At 67.8% G+C, this 16,162-nt stretch carries 17 protein-coding genes and 2 riboswitches; of the genes, 3 read left to right on the top strand and 14 right to left on the bottom strand.

What is annotated here, in order from left to right; all coding sequences use genetic code 11:
• Positions 1-99 precede the first annotated feature (99 nt).
• The 3 genes from AC5P78_RS03235 to AC5P78_RS03225 all read right to left on the bottom strand — a co-directional run bounded on the left by AC5P78_RS03235 (position 100) and on the right by AC5P78_RS03225 (position 3,328).
• Positions 100-1,464, bottom strand: coding sequence for an MATE family efflux transporter (locus AC5P78_RS03235; protein WP_005414611.1), 1,365 nt, complete (start codon positions 1,462-1,464; stop codon positions 100-102).
• A gap of 282 nt (positions 1,465-1,746) precedes the next feature.
• Complete coding sequence (locus AC5P78_RS03230; protein WP_043034569.1) at positions 1,747-2,331, bottom strand: DUF3106 domain-containing protein; 585 nt, start codon at positions 2,329-2,331, stop codon at positions 1,747-1,749.
• Positions 2,324-3,328: a hypothetical protein gene (locus AC5P78_RS03225; protein ID WP_049460254.1), complete on the bottom strand. Its 1,005-nt coding sequence runs from the start codon at positions 3,326-3,328 to the stop codon at positions 2,324-2,326. Before AC5P78_RS03225 ends, AC5P78_RS03230 begins: the two co-directional genes overlap by 8 nt.
• A 413-nt stretch (positions 3,329-3,741) precedes the next feature.
• On the opposite strand from AC5P78_RS03225, the gene AC5P78_RS03220 reads away from it, so the two are divergent.
• Positions 3,742-5,919, top strand: a complete 2,178-nt coding sequence (locus AC5P78_RS03220) for a primosomal protein N' (protein WP_495217152.1) — start codon at positions 3,742-3,744, stop codon at positions 5,917-5,919.
• 96 nt (positions 5,920-6,015) lie between these two features.
• On the opposite strand, the gene AC5P78_RS03215 is transcribed toward AC5P78_RS03220, so the two are convergent.
• Positions 6,016-6,636 (bottom strand): glutathione S-transferase family protein, encoded by a 621-nt coding sequence (locus AC5P78_RS03215; RefSeq protein WP_005414615.1) that lies wholly within the window; start codon positions 6,634-6,636, stop codon positions 6,016-6,018.
• A gap of 142 nt (positions 6,637-6,778) precedes the next feature.
• Entirely contained in the window at positions 6,779-7,558 is a 780-nt protein-coding gene (locus tag AC5P78_RS03210; protein ID WP_005411210.1) for an NYN domain-containing protein, read from the bottom strand.
• 123 nt (positions 7,559-7,681) lie between these two features.
• Here AC5P78_RS03210 and AC5P78_RS03205 point away from each other — a divergent pair, with 123 nt between their 5' ends.
• Positions 7,682-8,962 carry an NAD(P)/FAD-dependent oxidoreductase gene (locus tag AC5P78_RS03205; RefSeq protein ID WP_212562002.1) on the top strand — a complete coding sequence of 427 codons (1,281 nt, stop codon included), beginning with the start codon at positions 7,682-7,684 and terminating at the stop codon, positions 8,960-8,962.
• 91 nt (positions 8,963-9,053) lie between these two features.
• Here the strand turns inward: AC5P78_RS03205 and AC5P78_RS03200 are convergent, their stop codons facing one another.
• The 3 genes from AC5P78_RS03200 to AC5P78_RS03190 form a co-directional block, all read right to left on the bottom strand.
• Complete coding sequence (locus tag AC5P78_RS03200; protein ID WP_012481379.1) at positions 9,054-9,509, bottom strand: hypothetical protein; 456 nt, start codon at positions 9,507-9,509, stop codon at positions 9,054-9,056.
• 5 nt (positions 9,510-9,514) lie between these two features.
• Complete coding sequence (locus AC5P78_RS03195) at positions 9,515-9,946, bottom strand: nuclear transport factor 2 family protein (protein WP_005411213.1); 432 nt, start codon at positions 9,944-9,946, stop codon at positions 9,515-9,517.
• Positions 9,947-10,017: 71 nt separating this feature from the next.
• The gene (locus tag AC5P78_RS03190) at positions 10,018-10,293 is read right to left on the bottom strand and encodes a GIY-YIG nuclease family protein (RefSeq protein ID WP_005411214.1); all 276 of its coding nucleotides are present in this window, start codon (positions 10,291-10,293) and stop codon (positions 10,018-10,020) included.
• A gap of 40 nt (positions 10,294-10,333) precedes the next feature.
• Positions 10,334-10,423, top strand: a riboswitch (glycine riboswitch).
• A 13-nt stretch (positions 10,424-10,436) separates the two neighbouring features.
• Positions 10,437-10,542: riboswitch (glycine riboswitch) on the top strand.
• An 82-nt stretch (positions 10,543-10,624) separates the two neighbouring features.
• On the opposite strand from AC5P78_RS03190, the gene AC5P78_RS03185 reads away from it, so the two are divergent.
• Positions 10,625-11,242, top strand: a complete 618-nt coding sequence (locus AC5P78_RS03185) for a trimeric intracellular cation channel family protein (RefSeq protein WP_005411215.1) — start codon at positions 10,625-10,627, stop codon at positions 11,240-11,242.
• A gap of 168 nt (positions 11,243-11,410) precedes the next feature.
• On the opposite strand, the gene AC5P78_RS03180 is transcribed toward AC5P78_RS03185, so the two are convergent.
• From AC5P78_RS03180 to AC5P78_RS03155, 6 genes are all read right to left on the bottom strand, one after another.
• Positions 11,411-12,484 carry a 3-deoxy-7-phosphoheptulonate synthase gene (locus AC5P78_RS03180; protein ID WP_005411216.1) on the bottom strand — a complete coding sequence of 358 codons (1,074 nt, stop codon included), beginning with the start codon at positions 12,482-12,484 and terminating at the stop codon, positions 11,411-11,413.
• Positions 12,485-12,779: 295 nt separating this feature from the next.
• A complete protein-coding gene (locus AC5P78_RS03175; protein WP_005411217.1) occupies positions 12,780-13,037 on the bottom strand; it encodes a hypothetical protein in 258 nt (85 codons plus the stop codon).
• Between the two features lie 112 nt (positions 13,038-13,149).
• A complete protein-coding gene (locus AC5P78_RS03170; protein ID WP_043034564.1) occupies positions 13,150-13,488 on the bottom strand; it encodes a DUF6616 family protein in 339 nt (112 codons plus the stop codon).
• Positions 13,489-13,535: 47 nt separating this feature from the next.
• Positions 13,536-14,276 carry a DNA alkylation repair protein gene (locus AC5P78_RS03165; RefSeq protein WP_049419075.1) on the bottom strand — a complete coding sequence of 247 codons (741 nt, stop codon included), beginning with the start codon at positions 14,274-14,276 and terminating at the stop codon, positions 13,536-13,538.
• A complete protein-coding gene (locus AC5P78_RS03160) occupies positions 14,273-14,773 on the bottom strand; it encodes a MarR family winged helix-turn-helix transcriptional regulator (RefSeq protein ID WP_005414623.1) in 501 nt (166 codons plus the stop codon). Before AC5P78_RS03160 ends, AC5P78_RS03165 begins: the two co-directional genes overlap by 4 nt.
• Positions 14,774-14,845: 72 nt before the next feature.
• Positions 14,846-16,144 (bottom strand): sensor histidine kinase, encoded by a 1,299-nt coding sequence (locus tag AC5P78_RS03155; protein ID WP_049419115.1) that lies wholly within the window; start codon positions 16,142-16,144, stop codon positions 14,846-14,848.
• Between the last annotated feature and the right edge of the window lie 18 nt (positions 16,145-16,162).

The following is a 16,162-nucleotide window of genomic DNA, read 5'->3' as shown; positions in this document are numbered from 1 at the left end:
CTTCTTGCCGTGGTACCAGCATAGCCGGTGCCGTGTGATGCGGCATCGGACACAAGTCAGGGGATCGCCCGCCATGGGTCGGCATGACGGGCGCAAAGGTCAGGACAACATCGACTGGCCGATGCGCAGGCTGCTGCGGCGCAGGCGCCAGCCCATCAGGATGGCAGCGGCGGTCAGGCCAACGATCAGGCCGATCCACATGCCCTGCGGGCCCATGCCCAGACCCAGGCCGAGCCCGGCGCCGAGCGGCATGCCCAGGCCCCAGTAAGCGAACATGGCGATGAACATCGGCACGCGGGTGTCTTTCAGGCCGCGCAGCGCGCCGGCCGACAGCACCTGGATGCCATCCGGGAACTGGAAGGTGGCCGCGTACAGCAGCAGGGTCGAGGCCAGGCCGGCCACCGCCAGGTCGTTGGTGTAGACACCGACGATGGCATCGTGGCCGAACAGCAGCACCGCCGCCGACAGCGTCTGCGTGCCCATGATGATCGCGTAGCCGGCCCAGGCCGCACGCCGTACGCCGAAGCCATCGCCACGGCCAACCGCATGGCCGACGCGCACGGTGGTGGCCTCGGCCACGCCCATCGGGATCATGAAGCACAGCTGCGCCACGTTGATCGCGATCTGGTGCGCGGCCGCTTCATTCGCACCCAGGCGGCCGATCAGCAGCGCGGTGACGATGAACAGGCCGCCTTCCATCAGCACGGTAATGCCGATCGGCAGGCCGGTGCGCAGCAGGTCCCAGATCGCCTTCCAGCGCGGTCCTTCGAAGTGCGAGAACAGCTGCAGGTGGGCGAAGCGCTTGGTGCGCCACAGGTAGAGGGCAAACGCCGTGGCCTGCAGCCACATCATCACCGCCGAAGCGATGCCCAGGCCTTCCGCACCCAGTTCCGGGAAACCGAGCTTGCCGTTGGCCAGCACGTAGCCCATCGGCGCCAGCACCAGCAGGCCGCCGAAGCCGAGCAGCATGGTCGGCAACGTCCAGTGCATGCCTTCGCTCAGGTAACGCATGCAGAAGTACAGGGTCAGTGCGGGCCCGCCCCAGCGCACCGCGTGCAGGAACGCGGTCGCCCCCGGCACGATGTCCGGCGCGATCCCGAACGATGGCAGCAGCGGCGGCACCACCGTGAGGAAGGTGAACATGATCAGCCCCAGCCCCAGCGCCAGCCACAGTGCCTGGCGGAACAGCGGGCCGATTTCGCGCTCGCGGCCGGCGCCGTGCAGCTGCGATACCGAGGCGGTGAGCGAGATCAGGGTGCCGATCGGGATCAGCATCGGCAGCCACAGCAGCGCCGTGCCGATGGTCACTGCGGCCAGGGTCGCGGTGGCATGGTGGCCGGCAATCACGTTGTCGACGAAGGAGATCAGGCCGGTGGACACATGCCCGAGCACAAGCGGCAGGGCGAGCAGACCGGTGGCGCCGACTTCCTTGCTGAAGCGCGGCGTGGAGGTTGCAGTAGACATAAGGTGCTTGACGCGAACTACGGTTGCGCGCGAAGGGCACAGGCACCGGGTTGCGGCCGGTCATCTTACGCGCGCAGCGCGCGCATTCCCATGACATGGCGTGAATGCTGGGTTCCGGCAGGCCCCGGCATCACGCGTTGCGATCGCGTTACCGGGAAAACCGTCCGCCCTGTAGAGTCGACTGTCAGTCGACTTCCGCGCGCAGCGCAGGTTTTTCGCGGATCAGTATGAAGAGCAGTCGACCAACAGTCGACGCTACCCCTGGACGCTACGCCTTCCGGTTTACTGACCCGCCTGGCGCTTGAGCCAGGCGTCGCGCTCGGCGGCGGGCACGGCGAGGAACGCGCCTCGCACCGTGTCACGCTCCTGCGGTGGCGTGCGCTGCGCGACCAGGGTCAGCTGGGCCAGCTGCGCCGGGCTGAGCTGGCGCAGCACGGCCAGCGCGGCCTCGCGCTGTTCCGGTGGCACGAAGCCGAACAGGCCGTGCAGCTTGGGGAACTCCAGTCCCAGCTGCGGGCCCAGCCGCCAGCCCTCGCGGAAGGCCTGGTCCTGCGCCTGGAACTGCTCGCGCAGGCGCTGCTGCTGGTCCGCCGGCAGCGCATTGAACCGCGCCGCAGCCTGCCGGATGCGCTCCCGCTCGCTCTCCGGCAGGGCGCGCCAGGCCGCGTAGTCGGCACGGCGCTGACGCTGCTGCTGGGCGTCGAGCTGGGTGAACGCAGCGGGCGTCGTGTTTGTGGTGGCCGGAGCGGGAGCCGCCGGTGAACTGCCCGGCACTGGCGGCGGCAGCGGCACGCTCAAGGTCTGCGGCGCGGCGGACAGCGACAACGGCAGGGCCAGCAGCAGGCTGGCGAGCAGGGTCTTATTCATCGGCGGCAGCGGTTTCCAGCGTGGCGCTGGCGGGCTCGGGCCGGCTCGGCCTGGATTGCGATTCGTCCACCGGCAACGGGCCGCCGGCGGCGGTCCAGGCATACAGATCGGCATCGGCCACCAGCGGATAGTCGCGGTCGGCCAGCATCATGGCGTCGTCGGAGGCTTGGGCCGGGGTCGCATCCGGCGTGGCATTGACCTTGCTCGGCGGAAGAGCTTCCACCGTGACCGGGCCAGCTTCGCCCACTACCCCTTCCGGCAGTGGAGCGTCGCTACCGGATGAATGTCCTTGCCAGTAGCGCCAGCCCAGTGCCGCGGCCAACAGCACCGCGACCGTCACCAGCAGGATCACCGGGCCGCGCCAGCGCGGCCTGGCATTGGGACGCCGCCGCTTGCCCTGGGCGGCCGCACGATCATCGCGCTGCGGTGCGCGCCAGCCGGTCGCGGGAGCTTCATTGCTGGCGGCCGGCGCAGCCGGCTGCTGAAGCTGCTGCAGGCGCTTGGCCGGCAGGTCGCGGATGCGCAGCTGCACCTGTTCGGCCAGCTGGCGCCATGCCGACGCATCGGGCTGGCCGTGCGCATCACGGGGGCAGGCATCGGCCAGCAGGTGCTGGTAGCCCGCTTCGTCCTGGTCGAGCACGCGCATGGCGATACCCTCGTCCAGACTGCCGCCCACCCGCAGCAGGAGTGCCAAGCGCGGCAGCGGCCCCATTTCGCCCAGCGCGGCCAACGGCGGCAGCCACTGGCCGCCCACCGGCTCGCGCAGCGCCTGGCGCTGGCCCAGCAGGGTCCAGAAGCGGATCGGCCACTGCGCCATCGGCAGGTCGCTGGCGACCGCGGCGAAGGCGCGCATCACCGCCACCAGGGTCTGCTCGGCTCGCGCGGCATCGCCGCACTGCAGCTCAGCCACCACCAGGGCACGGCGCTCGACGCCGCGCAGGAACGCCGACAGCGCGCCGGCCGCGGTCGAGGAAACAGGGGCGGGCACAGCCGTCATCGGTCACTCCAAAGGTCTGCCGGCATGATAGCGGCAGCCCATCGGCACCCGTAGGACTTGCGCGCGCAGGCACTTCGTGCTGCAGGTTGTGCACAGCACCACGCCCGCCTCGGGGAAAACTGCGGCATCCAGCTGAATTCACTCTGTTTCAGCAATGTTTCACACTCAAGTTGTTGATTTTGAATGACTTTGAAGTGTGGCGATTTTTTGACCAACCCAAGCGTGAGCTCGTCGCCATCGGCCTCCTGCGTTCCCGTCGACCGGTAACGCACAACGTTATCCACAGAACATGTGGATAAGACTGAATCTCCAATGGACACCGATATTTAGGTGACATTTATGATTCGACGAGGGCCCCCCGGCAGTCTCTGGCCCCTGCCATCCGCGCGCGCATGGCCCGTTACACTGGCCCGATGCTTTCACCCATTCCGACCCTGCAGGTCGCCCTGCCCGTCCCGCTGCCGCGCCTGTTCGACTACCTGTCACCAGAGGGCGATGGCCCCACGGTCGCGGTCGGCTGCCGCCTGAAGGTGCCGTTCGGCAACCGCGAGCTGGTCGGCGTAGTGATGGGGCACGGCCAGACCGATGACGGCCAGGGACTGCGCCAGGCCTTGGCCTGGTGCGACCCGCAACCGCTGCTCCAGGGCGAGCTGTGGCACAGCCTGCAGTGGCTGGCGCGCTACACCCATGCGCCACTGGGCGAGGTGCTGAGCACCGCCCTGCCGGGCCCGCTGCGCCATGGCGACGCCCTGCCCGACACCCATCACTGGGGCTGGCAGCTGACCGCCGAAGGCCGCGCCCAGCGCGAAAAACTGCGCGCCGGCAGCCGCCCCCGGCAGCTGGCCGAGCTGCTGGCCGACGCCATCGTCGATGAGGACGTGCTGGGCGAACGCATGGACGACTGGCGCACCGCCGCGCGCAGCCTGGCCAAGCGCGAGCTGGCCGAACGCGTGGCGCTGCGCGTCGCTCCGCAGCACGCGCAGCCACTGCCTGGCCCCACCCTCAACACGGAGCAGGCAGAGGCCGTGGCGGCGATCAACGCAGTCGAGGGCTTCCAACCGTTCCTGCTGGATGGCGTAACCGGCAGCGGCAAGACCGAGGTCTACCTGCAGGCCATCATCCACTGCTTGGCCCAAGGCAAGCAGGCGCTGGTGCTGGTGCCGGAAATCGGCCTCACCCCGCAGACCCTGGCACGCTTCCGCGGCCGCCTCGGCATCGCCGTGCATGCACTGCATTCGGGGTTGAACGACAACGAGCGCGCCCGGGTCTGGGCGGCGGCTTCGCGCGGCGAGGCACGGGTGATCGTCGGCACCCGCTCGGCGGTGTTCACGCCGCTGCCGCAGGCCGGCCTGCTGATCGTCGACGAGGAGCATGACGGCAGCTACAAGCAGCAGGACGGCATCCGCTACCACGCACGCGATTTCGCTCTGGTCCGGGGCAAGGCGCTGGGCGTTCCGGTTCTGCTGGGCAGCGCTACGCCTTCACTGGAGACGCTGCACAACGCCTATGCCGGGCGCTACACCCACCTGCGCCTGAAGCAGCGTGCCGGTGATGCGCGGCCACCGCGCGTGCGCATCCTTGATGTGCGCAAGCGACCATTGCATGACGGCCTCTCGGCCGACGTGCTGGCCGGCATTGGCGAGCACCTGCAGCGCGGCCAGCAGGTGCTGGTGTTCAAGAACCGCCGTGGCTATGCGCCGGTACTGCTGTGCCACGACTGCGGCTGGACCGCGCCATGCAACCGCTGCGATGCACCGATGACCGTGCATGGCGGCGGTCGTCGCCTGCAGTGCCATCACTGCGGTGCGCGGCAACCGGCGCCGCTGGCATGCCCCGCGTGCGGGAGTCTGGCGCTGCAACCGCAGGGCATCGGCACCGAGCGCCTGGAAGAACATCTCACCGCCGCCTTCGCCGACTTCCCGGTGGTGCGCATCGACCGCAGCACCACCTCGCGACGCGATGCACTGGAACAACAGCTGGCGAAACTGGGCGACCAGCCCGGCATCCTGGTCGGCACGCAGATCCTGGCCAAGGGCCACGACCTGCCCAAGCTGACCCTGGTGGTGGTGGTCGGCATCGACGAGGGCCTGTTCTCGGCCGACTTCCGCGCCAGCGAGAAACTGGCGCAGCAGCTGATCCAGGTCGCCGGTCGCGCCGGACGCGCGCGCGACCCGGGCGAAGTCTGGCTGCAGACGCATCACCCGGGGCACCCACTGCTGGAGACCCTGGTCAGCGGTGGCTACCACCCGTTCGCGCAGGCCGAGTTGAACCAGCGCCAGGCCGCAGGATTCCCGCCGTTCGCGCATCTGGCGCTGATGCGCGCCGAAGCGCAGCAGGTGGAGCATGCCAATGCATTCCTGCTGGCAGCGCGACAGCTGCTGGGCGAGCAGGACGTGGTGGAAGCCTATGGACCCATGCCGGCGCCGATGCCACGGCGCGCCGGTTACCAGCGCGCCCAGCTGCTGCTGTCTGCCGCGCAGCGGCCACCGCTGCACGGGGTGCTTTCGCAACTGGTACCGCAGCTGTATGCGCTGCCGGAAGCACGCAAGGTCCGCTGGTCGCTGGATGTGGATCCGACGGATCTTTATTGAGGGGTCAGAGCCTACCCGTCGGGTGGGATCCGACCCCGATGCCCTGGGGTCGGATCCCTTTTCGCAGAAAAGGGCTCTGACCCCGGACGCTTTCGCTTACGTCAGCGGCGACATCACGCCGCGCTGGTAGGCGGGGCGCTCGCGAAGACGGGCGTACCAGTCGGCCAGGTGCGGCAGTTCCGGACGCTGGATCGGCAGTTCGAACCAGGCATAGATCAGCGAGCCCAGCGGGATGTCACCCATCGCGAATGTCTCGCCGGACAGCCACGGCTGCTTGGCCAGGGTGGCATCGGCCATCGCCAGGTAGTCGCCGGCGCGCACGATGGCGGCATTGATCCGCGCTTCGTCGCGGTCGGCCGGAGCGGTGCGCATGATGCCCCAGATCAGGTCGGTGTACAGCGGCGCCATGCGCGAGGTGCTCCAGTCCATCCACTTCTCGGCCTGGGCGCGTTCCATCGGGTCTTCGGCGTACAGCGTGCCCAGCGCGTAGCGCGCACTCAGGTAGCGCACGATGGCGTTCGATTCCCACAGCGGCAGGCCGTGGTCTTCGATCACCGGTACCAGGCCATTGGGATTCATCGCCTGGTATTCCGGCGTCTGCGTGCCGCCGTGGCTGCCACCGACCTCGATGGACTCGTACGGCAGGCCGATTTCCTCGGCACACCACAGCACCTTGCGGACGTTGCTGGAATTGCGACGGCCCCAGATCTTCAACATGCGGTATTCCTTGCTGGCAATGCGAGCGGCAACGATACCCCTGATCGGGCGGGGTGTGTGCATGCCGGATGCGGGATCTGGCATCCGGGGATTGCCGGCCAGCGGCCGGCACTACCGGTTCCTTGCTGGCCAGCGGCCGGCATTACCGGTTCTTTTTCGGCAGCGCGCGCACGTAGGACGACTTGCCATCCTTCTTCAGTTCGAACAGGCCGATCGCCGCCAGCAGATCGCTGAGCTTGCCGTAGCCGTAGTTGCGCGGGTCGAACGACGCCTGGTTGCCGATCTGGCTGCCGACCGGGCCGAGGTGCGACCAGCCATCCTCGCCCTCGGCCGCGGACACCGCGCGGCGCAGCATCTTCACCAGCCGCGTGTCGCTGCGCATTTCCGCACCGCTCTTGCGCGGGCGCGCATCGTCGTTGGCCACCGGTTCGTTCGAGGCCTGTTCGCTGGATGCCTGTTCGGTATCCGGCACGCTGGCGTGGGTCTGGCCCAGTGCTTCCAGGTAGGTGAATTTCGAGCACGCGTTGACGAACGGCTCGGGTGTTTTCTTCTCGCCGAAACCGTACACCTTCACGCCATCGGTCAACAGGCGCATCACCATCGGGGTGAAGTCCGCATCGCTGGAGACGATGGCAAAGCCATCCAGGTTGCGCGCGTACAGCAGGTCCATGGCATCGATCACCATCGCCATGTCCGAGGCATTCTTGCCCTTGCTGTAGGCGAACTGCTGGATGGGACGGATCGCATACTCATGCAGCACCGCTTCCCACCCCTTCAGTCGCGGGCTCTTCCAGTTGCCATAGGCGCGGCGCACGTTGGCCACCCCATAGCGGGCCACTTCGGCCAACACCTCGTCGATCTTCGAGGCCGGCGCATTGTCGGCGTCGATCAACAGGGCGATGCGCTTTTCCGGTTCGCTCATGGACTCCTCGCGGGCGGTTGCCTGAACCCGAGTATCGCCGATCCACGCGGGCGCTGACGTGACAGGCGGCCGCCGTGCGAAGATTCCAGGCGCTTCCCCCAATGCCCCCACTGGAGTGAGTCGATGAGTCGCGAGCGCGTTCCCCACCTGGTTGTTGTCGGCGGCGGTTTCGCCGGTCTCTGGGCCACCCGTGCCCTGGCCCGCGAGCGCATACGCATCACCCTGGTCGACCGCCGCAACCATCATCTGTTCCAGCCGCTGCTGTACCAGGTGGCCACCGCCGGCCTGTCCGCGCCGGATATCGCTGCACCACTGCGCCATATCCTCGGCCACCAGCGCAACGTGGAAGTCCGCCTCGGCGAAGTGGTCGCCATCGACAAACAGGCCCGGCAGATCCGCATGGCCGATGGCAGCACGCTGGACTACGACAGCCTGCTGCTGGCCACCGGCGCCACCCACGCCTACTTCGGCAACGACCAGTGGGCCGATGATGCGCCCGGCCTGAAGACGCTGGACGATGCGATCGCGCTGCGCCGCAAGCTGCTGCTGGCGTTCGAGCGTGCCGAAGCAGAACCGGACCCGACGAAGAAGGCCGCATGGCTGAGCTTCGCGGTGGTCGGTGGCGGTCCCACTGGTGTTGAACTGGCCGGCACCCTGGCCGAGATCGCGCGGCATACGTTGCGCAACGAATTCCGCCACATCGACCCGGCCAGCGCCAAGGTGCGGCTGGTCGAGGCCGGCCCGCGCGTGCTGTCCTCGTTCCCGGAAGTACTTTCGCTGAAAGCACGCCGCCAGCTGGAAAAGCTGGGCGTGGAAGTGCTGACCGGTACCCCGGTGAGCGACATCGACAGCCAGGGCTTCACGCTCGGTGACCAGTTCGTACCGGCCCGCACCGTGGTCTGGGCCGCCGGCGTGGCCGCTTCACCGCTGGCGCGCACGCTGGACGTGCCGCTGGACCGCGCCGGCCGCGTGCCGGTGCAACCGGACCTGACCCTGCCCGATCACCCGGAGCTGTTCGTGGCCGGTGACCTGGCCGCACTGAGCCAGGCCGACGGCAAGCCGGTACCCGGCGTGGCACCCGCTGCCAAGCAGATGGGCAAATACGTGGCCGAGGTGATCCGCGCACGCCTGCACGGCAAGCCCGAGCCCGGCCCGTTCAAGTACGCCGACTACGGCAACCTGGCCACCATCGGTCGCATGGCCGCGATCGTGCACTTGGGCCGGCTGCAGCTGTCGGGCGTGCTGGCCTGGTGGTTCTGGCTGGCCGCGCACGTGTTCTTCCTGATCGGCTTCCGCAACCGCATCGTAGTGCTGCTGAACTGGGCCGTGGCGTACTGGAGCTACCAGCGCAGCGCGCGCATCATCTTCGGCGATGACCAGGAAGACCGGCGACCGAGGCGGTAGTGCCCGCCGCTGGCCGGCTGCCACGCGGTCCGATCCCTTTCCGCAGGAAAGGGCTCTGACTCCGTCAACATCATCCATGCATGGCGTGGATCTACCGCTTCATCGGGCCGCCGGGCGCCCGCCGTTTCGACCATGCGCGGCAGAAGTCCTCCTTCCTTGCGGTGTCGGCAATCTGCGCGGCACTCCAGTTGCGGGTAATCCAGATCGTCAGTGCCGTGCTGCTCAGATGCCAGCGCAGCATGTCGTGCCGTGGCTGCCGCCAAAGATGGCGGCGGGCAATCCAGAACGCCTCCCGTTCCACCTCTGGCACCTTCTTCTTCATCGCGTCGTCGTCGAAGAACTGCGCGGCGAAACTCCAGGGATTCATCGGCTGAAATCCTGTTCGCGGTTCACTGCTGCACGCAGCCACACCACTGGGCGCACGGTCTGCTGGCTTCGGCCAACCGCCCACCAGGGCAAGCCCGAGCAGGTACAGCAGGCCAGGCAGCAGTGCGATGCCGGCGGCCAGTACGACGACGGAGACCCATGCCTTACCGGCGGCACGCATCGTGCTCACTTCGCCTTCGGTTTCGGGTACCACAACGCGTTGACGATGACCCAGCGCTGGTCGAAGCGCCCCATGTGGAAGTAATCGACGAACCACGGCGTTTCCAATCGCACCGAGGCGGCATTGCCGGTCACGTCCAGCACCGTGCAGCGGCGGTCCCATTGATCCTTCGGGGTTTTCAGCGCGCCCTGCTTCGTCAGCGCGACCAGTTCTTCCTTCGACATGCGGCGCAGGCCCAGCCGCTCGTCGGGCGTATCGCCGAGGACCGCGCGCTTGGCCAGGTCCGGGTGCAGGGAGCGGGCGACGCGCTGCGGGTCGGCCTCCAGCTGGCCGTCGACGTAGTCATGGCAGGTGGCTTCGATGGCCGCGAGGGTGGCCGGGTCGGCAGCGGGACTGGTTGACGCGGAGAGAGCGAACAACAGGGCGACGGTGGACATCCGGGTCTCCAGCGCTGAGGGCTGGGCGATCATCGCATGGCGGCACAGAGGCATCCATGTATGCCATGGATCTACAGGGACCCAGCATCCACCGCCTGCAGCCAGGCCAGCTTGCGTTCGCGCGGCTGCTGCTTGAGCTGCCATTCGGCCCGCGAGGCGGCGGCCCGGTCCGGGTACTCGCGCACGGCCAGCACCCGCAGCGGCGGCCGGGCCCGGGTGTAGCGCGCGCCCTTGCCAGCCTGATGGGCGGCGAAACGCGCGTCCACGTCGGTGCTGATGCCGGCGTAATAGCTGCCATCGCGACATTCGAGCAGGTACAGGAACCACGGGCGGAGGGACGGGGCCATGCCCGGATTATGCCGTGCTGCACTGCAGCGGATATACTGGCGCCCGAATGCAGGAGAGAGGCGCCGCGCTGGCGCCCGCCGAAGGCGCAGGCTCCCATGATCGCTCAGGCCGGTGGGCTGGAATCCCACCAACCATGCATTCGACTCGCCGAGCTGGAGAGAGGTCACCGGGCATGCCCGGGACGATCCGCCGAAGGGGCACGCGGCCCATGCCGCTGAACTCTCAGGCAAAAGGACAGCGGGAGCGGCACCGGTCATCGTCATTCCGTCATTGCGCAGGCAATGGCGGCGTCCGCGCATGGCCGGCCCCACCGCGCCCGGAGCCTGCCCCATGTTGCTGTCCATCATCTACCTGATCGCCATTTCCGCCGAAGCCATGACCGGCGCACTTTCTGCCGGCCGCCGCCGCATGGACCTGTTCGGCGTGGTCATGATCGCCTGCGTCACCGCCCTCGGCGGTGGTTCACTGCGCGACATCCTGCTCGGCCACTACCCGCTGGGCTGGGTGAAGCATCCCGAGTACCTGGGCTTCACCGTGTGCGCGGCGCTGATCGCCACCTGGGTGGCGCGCTGGATGCACCACTTCCGCCGCACCTTCCTGGTGCTCGATGGCCTGGGCCTGATCGCCTTCACCCTGATCGGCTGCTCGATTGCGCGCGAAGCCGGCCATGCGATGCCGATCGTGCTGATCGCCGGCATGCTGACCGGCGCGTTCGGCGGCGTGCTGCGCGACATCCTCTGCAACGAGGTGCCGCTGATCTTCCAGAAGGAGCTGTACGCGATCATCGCACTGCTGACCGGCGCGGCCTACCTGTTGCTGCTGCACTGGGGCGTGGCCGACGCCACCGCGATCCTGTGCTGCCTCGGCGGCGGCTTCGCGCTGCGCCTGCTGGCGATCCACTACCGCTGGGAAATGCCGAAGTTCGTGTATCACGACGAAGTGCATTGAGGTTCGCGCGGCGGAATCCGCACCACCCCGGCGATGTACCTGGCGCTGTCGCTCATGCGCAGCGCCAGGCGCATCGCCGGTGCAGATGGGCCGGTCTCCAACTCCGACCGGCCCTGATCGCGGCCGCACCCCCGCAGGCGCTGGCCGCCATCCACACACGTGCCGCACTCAAGCGGCTTCGGACACCTTCACGTCGCGACGGGCGCGCACGGCCGCGGCCAGTCGCTCCAGCACCGTCACGGTGGTGTCCCAGTCGATGCAGCCATCGGTGATGCTCTGCCCGTAGACCAGCGGTTGGCCTTCCACCAGTTCCTGGCGACCACCGACCAGATGGCTCTCGATCATCACACCGACGATGCGCTGTTCACCGTCTTCCAACTGAACGGCGATGTCCTCGATCACCTTCGGCTGGTTGTCCGGATTCTTCAGGCTGTTGGCATGGCTGGCGTCGATCATCAGACGAGTCGGCAGCTTGGCCTTGGCCAGCGCCTGGCAGGCCTCGGCGACACTGCCTGCATCGTAGTTCGGCTGCTTGCCGCCGCGCAGGATCACATGGCAATCCGGGTTGCCAGTGGTCGACACGATGGCGGTGCCGCCCTGCTTGGTGACCGACAGGAAGTGATGCGGATTGGAGGCCGCACCCACCGCGTCGGCGGCGATCTTCACGTTGCCATCGGTGCCGTTCTTGAAGCCGACCGGGCACGACAGCCCCGAGGCCAGTTCGCGGTGCACCTGGCTTTCGGTGGTGCGCGCACCAATGGCGCCCCAGGCCACCAGATCGGCGATGTATTGCGGCGAGATCACGTCGAGGAACTCGACGCCGGCCGGCAGGCCGAGCTTGTTGATGTCGCGCAGCAGGCCACGGGCGATGCGCAGGCCCTTGTCGATCCTGAAGCTGCCGTCCAGGTCCGGATCGTTGATCAGGCCCTTCCAGCCCACCGTGGTGCGCGGCTTCTCGAAGTACACGCGCATCACGATTTCAAGTTCCCCGGCCAGCGCGTCACGCAGCGGCTTCAGGCGCTGGGCGTACTCGATGGCGGCCTTCGGGTCGTGGATCGAGCATGGGCCAACCACCACTGCCAGGCGGTCGTCACGGCCATGCAGGATCTGGTGCAGGGCCGCGCGCGAGGCGCTGACGGTGTCGGAGGCTTCATCGTCACACGGCAGCATCGCCAGCAGCTGGGCAGGCGGTGTCAGCGGTTCGATGGTGCGGATACGCAGGTCGTCGGTGTGCGGGGGCATTGGGGGAGGTCTCCGGAACGTTGGGGGTCCCCAGCGTGGCGGCATGAAAAAAGCCGCCAGGTTCGCTGGCGGCTTTCGGGAATGCGTCTGAAGCTTTCTTCAGGGTGAGCGCAGTCCTTCCTCCGCCAGTGGCTTCGGAAAGTAATACCAGTAAAAGCGGGTGGCGGCTGCGTTCATGGGTTGTATTGATAGCACAGCTTTTGCGCAGTGCAAAATGTTTCATCCGCAACTGGGGACGCGGTTCAGCGAGATGCGCGCCGGCCCTGCCCACGCGGCGGCAACCACGCAACGTCGCTCATTTGCCATGCACTTCCACGTCCAGCAGCAGGCCCTCATGGATGTCGGCCCAGCGTTCCAGCACGCGATCCAGTTCCTGCCGGGCCTCGTCCAGCTGCTCGGGGTTGAGCAGGGAACGCGCGGTGTAAAGATCGGAAACCAAGCGCCGCAGGGCCGATTCCTGGATGGCCACCGACGGCCCCTCCAGCCCCGGCAACTGCAACGCCGGGCTGTCGCCAAGAGGGCCGAACAGCGTGACCTGGAGCGTGCTCTGCATGATCGACCTTCCTGCGGATGGAAATGGGCAATGTCCTGTTTACCGCGTCTGGGTGACAGGCGCATGTGCCACCCATGCCCAGCACCGGGATCTGCCGGCGTCTGCCGCCCCGCTACAAGGCGGCCAGGTCGGCAAGGTGCTGGGCCATGCTGTCCATCGCGCCTACCGCCTGGGTGGTGGTGAAGTACTCATGCCAGCCGGTAGCGGCAATGCCGGCCATCAACGCATCGACCTCCTCGCGGCTTGCGCAGCGCCAGACCGCATAGAACTGCTCATCGCTGCCGTGCGGTACGCCCGAGGCAACGCGGCCCATCGCCAGCGGCGTGATGCGGACCGGATCGAACTGCTGCATGCCGGCGCCGATACGGGCGAAGAAGGCATTCCGCTGCTCGGGCGGAAGTGTGGTCCAGGCAGGGGTGGCGGTGTAGAGCTCGATGAAGGTGTGCGACATGGTGGTTCTTCCTTGAGGGTTCGGGGGTTGCCGGCCAGCGGCCGGCACTACCGGAGCGAGCGCAGCGCGCGTTTGCGGATGTAGGCGTTGGCGTCGCTGTGGCGCTCATGCTGCCAACGCGTACACAGCTGGCGCAGCCACTGCGGCTGAGTCTTGCCGGCATCGTTGAGCCAATTTCCGACCGAATCCTGCACATAGCGTTCCGGATCGTCGGCCAGTGCTTCCAGCAGCGCGGATGCATGTTCCGGGTGCTGCTTGAACAGTGCGATGTGCGTGGCCCAGACACCGCGCGGACGCAGTGCTTCGCAGGCGAAGCGGCGCAGGTACGGCGATGTTTCCTGTGACCACGGTTGCAGGTGCTCCAGCGCCTGCAGTGGTGCGGCAACGATGTCCGTGCGTAGTGCCAGCCACGCCCATTCGCGCACACCGAAATGGGGGTCATCGGCCAGTGTGCGCATCTGCTGCAGCTTCCCTGCCAGCGTTGCGCGGGCATCTCTGCCGATCAGGTAGCAGGCCCAGCCGCGCACTGTATCGGAGCTGTGATGCTGCCAGAGCGCAGGCGCCCCCTGCCCCGCCTCACGCAGCAGTTGCGCAGCCAGGGCCATGCGCAGCGTGATGCCCTTGCCTGAGGCGTCCCGCATGCGTTGCAGCGCCTCCGGTGCAAGCGCAGGCGCCACCACCTGCAGCAGCGCGGCAAAATCCACTGCCAGGCATTCTGCCAGATGGGTGGCGGGGACGCGGCCGGTGTTGAGTGCTTGCCGGCGTTCCGCAGGAATGGCCGTGCTCATGCTGCGGATTCCCGCCCGGCGTCCGTGTGCTGCCAGACCTTGTGCAGCAGCTGTGACAGCTGCTGCTGTTCATCAGCATCCAGGCCGTTGAACAGCCCACCGATCCATTGCGTGTGCTGCTCGAACAGCGATTCGGCCAAACGCTTTCCCGGTGCGGTCAGCACGATCTGCAGGCGGCGGCCATCCCCGTCATCGTTGCGACGCTGCAGCAGGCCTTCGCGCTGCAGGCCATCGAGCAGGCCGCTGATGGTGGCGCGGGTCACGCCGGCGCGCTCGGCCAGCACATGCGGCGGCAGTGCGCCACCGGCCCCGTGCAACAGGAACAGCACGATGAAGCGACCCTCGCTGAGCCCATGCGGTGCCAGCCGCGCGGCGCAGTCGCGATCGATCGACGAGGACAGCGAGAGCAGCTGGAAACACAGGCGCAGCGGCGCGATGTTGGCGTGACCGCGTCGCTGCGCTTCCTCGATCAGGGCATGGTGCTTGGCTTCGATCATCTCACGCACGCGATATGGTTAGGCGCCTAATCATACAGCCGAACAGCCGCTGCCTGTAAACCACAGCCGATATCAGGTGAACTTTCCCAGCAGCAGGCACGCAATCAGCCCGCCGCCCTCCCGGTGCAGCAGCTGCAGTTCGCCCGCGTGCCGCCTCGCCACATTGGCGGCCACTGCCAGCCCAAGTCCCGCTCCACCGGTGGTGCGACTACGAGAACGCTCGCTGCGCTGGAACGGTTGCAGCAGGCGTACTCGGTCGCCCTCGGCGATACCTGGGCCCCGATCCATCACCTCCAGCTGGACCCCTCGCTCAACCACGGCAAGTCGCAGTTCCACCGCCCCGGCATAGCGATCGGCATTGTCGATAAGGTTGTCGAACGCGCGCCGAAGCAGCAGCGCGTCGCCGTGCCAGGGCAGACTGTCCGGCCCCTGGATGGAGATCTCGACACCGCGCAGCAACGCTGCCTGCACGCACTCCTCCAGCAGCGCGGCCAGATCCAGCGGGCGCATCTGCAACGGCTGCAGTTCACCGCGTGCGTAATCGAGCACCTGCTCGATCATCGTGTCCATGCGCTCGATGTCCGCCACCATCCGGGCCGCCTGTGGTGTGGGCGCGAACTCGGCGCGCAGTCGCAGGCCGGTCAATGGTGTGCGCAGGTCGTGCGCCACTGCAGCCAGCATATGGGTCATGTCCTGGGCCTGCGCACGCAGGCGCTCTCGACCGGTGCCGATCGCGGCGGCCAGCATCTGTACCTCGCGCGGGCCATCATCCGGCAGGGGCGTGTCGGCTTGCAGGTCCACGCGTGCACTGGCATCGGCCAAGCGTCGTAGTGGACGCCCCAGCCGGATCGATGCCCACGCCGCCAGCGGCGCCAGCAACACGGCACCGCCCAGCAGCGCCAGTATCACCTGTCGCCGCCAAGCTGCCAGATCACTGTGATCGCTGCCGACCACCCGCCAGCGGCCATCGGCCTGGCGCACGCCCAGTTCAAACGGCGGCCATTGCATCGCGGTCAGCAGCGCGGCCTGCGCCTTCAGTACACCGACCCGCGCCGTGCCGTCGAGCACCTCGCCGCCTTCGATGACCTGCACATCAGGCGCCTTGCCCTGTCCGCTCCAGACCAGGCGCACCTCCTTCGCCGGCAAACCCATCTGCAGCGCCGCCAACTGGCTGAGCCAGTCACTGGCATTGCCCTTTGGTGGCGCATCCTGCGTCGCCAGATGCAGGCCCAGTGGTGCCGCGGCCTGCTCCCCCCGCAGCACCTGCACGGCCTGGTCCAACCGCATCGGTGGCGGCGCGGGCCGAGGCATCCAGCCAACCACGGCCACGCTGACCAGTGTCGCCAGCAGCAGGCTGGCCAGGGCCAGCATCGTGATCCAACGCGCGGT

This window comes from Stenotrophomonas sp. YJH_SMC_133 (assembly GCF_059370655.1).
The sequence above is the reverse complement of the archived record's forward strand: the minus strand, read 5'-3'. Positions and strand labels throughout refer to the sequence as shown.

Coding starts and splice junctions, on each gene's coding strand:
- AC5P78_RS03160 (WP_005414623.1), bottom strand. CDS start 14,773: ATGATCGAAGCCAAGCACCATGCCCTGATCGAGGAAGCGCAGCGACGC.
- AC5P78_RS03200 (WP_012481379.1), bottom strand. CDS start 9,509: ATGCGTGCCGCCGGTAAGGCATGGGTCTCCGTCGTCGTACTGGCCGCC.
- AC5P78_RS03205 (WP_212562002.1), top strand. CDS start 7,682: ATGAGTCGCGAGCGCGTTCCCCACCTGGTTGTTGTCGGCGGCGGTTTC.
- AC5P78_RS03195 (WP_005411213.1), bottom strand. CDS start 9,946: ATGTCCACCGTCGCCCTGTTGTTCGCTCTCTCCGCGTCAACCAGTCCC.
- AC5P78_RS03235 (WP_005414611.1), bottom strand. CDS start 1,464: ATGTCTACTGCAACCTCCACGCCGCGCTTCAGCAAGGAAGTCGGCGCC.
- AC5P78_RS03220 (WP_495217152.1), top strand. CDS start 3,742: ATGCTTTCACCCATTCCGACCCTGCAGGTCGCCCTGCCCGTCCCGCTG.
- AC5P78_RS03165 (WP_049419075.1), bottom strand. CDS start 14,276: ATGAGCACGGCCATTCCTGCGGAACGCCGGCAAGCACTCAACACCGGC.
- AC5P78_RS03175 (WP_005411217.1), bottom strand. CDS start 13,037: ATGCAGAGCACGCTCCAGGTCACGCTGTTCGGCCCTCTTGGCGACAGC.
- AC5P78_RS03190 (WP_005411214.1), bottom strand. CDS start 10,293: ATGGCCCCGTCCCTCCGCCCGTGGTTCCTGTACCTGCTCGAATGTCGC.
- AC5P78_RS03215 (WP_005414615.1), bottom strand. CDS start 6,636: ATGTTGAAGATCTGGGGCCGTCGCAATTCCAGCAACGTCCGCAAGGTG.
- AC5P78_RS03155 (WP_049419115.1), bottom strand. CDS start 16,144: ATGCTGGCCCTGGCCAGCCTGCTGCTGGCGACACTGGTCAGCGTGGCC.
- AC5P78_RS03170 (WP_043034564.1), bottom strand. CDS start 13,488: ATGTCGCACACCTTCATCGAGCTCTACACCGCCACCCCTGCCTGGACC.
- AC5P78_RS03180 (WP_005411216.1), bottom strand. CDS start 12,484: ATGCCCCCGCACACCGACGACCTGCGTATCCGCACCATCGAACCGCTG.
- AC5P78_RS03210 (WP_005411210.1), bottom strand. CDS start 7,558: ATGAGCGAACCGGAAAAGCGCATCGCCCTGTTGATCGACGCCGACAAT.
- AC5P78_RS03185 (WP_005411215.1), top strand. CDS start 10,625: ATGTTGCTGTCCATCATCTACCTGATCGCCATTTCCGCCGAAGCCATG.
- AC5P78_RS03225 (WP_049460254.1), bottom strand. CDS start 3,328: ATGACGGCTGTGCCCGCCCCTGTTTCCTCGACCGCGGCCGGCGCGCTG.
- AC5P78_RS03230 (WP_043034569.1), bottom strand. CDS start 2,331: ATGAATAAGACCCTGCTCGCCAGCCTGCTGCTGGCCCTGCCGTTGTCG.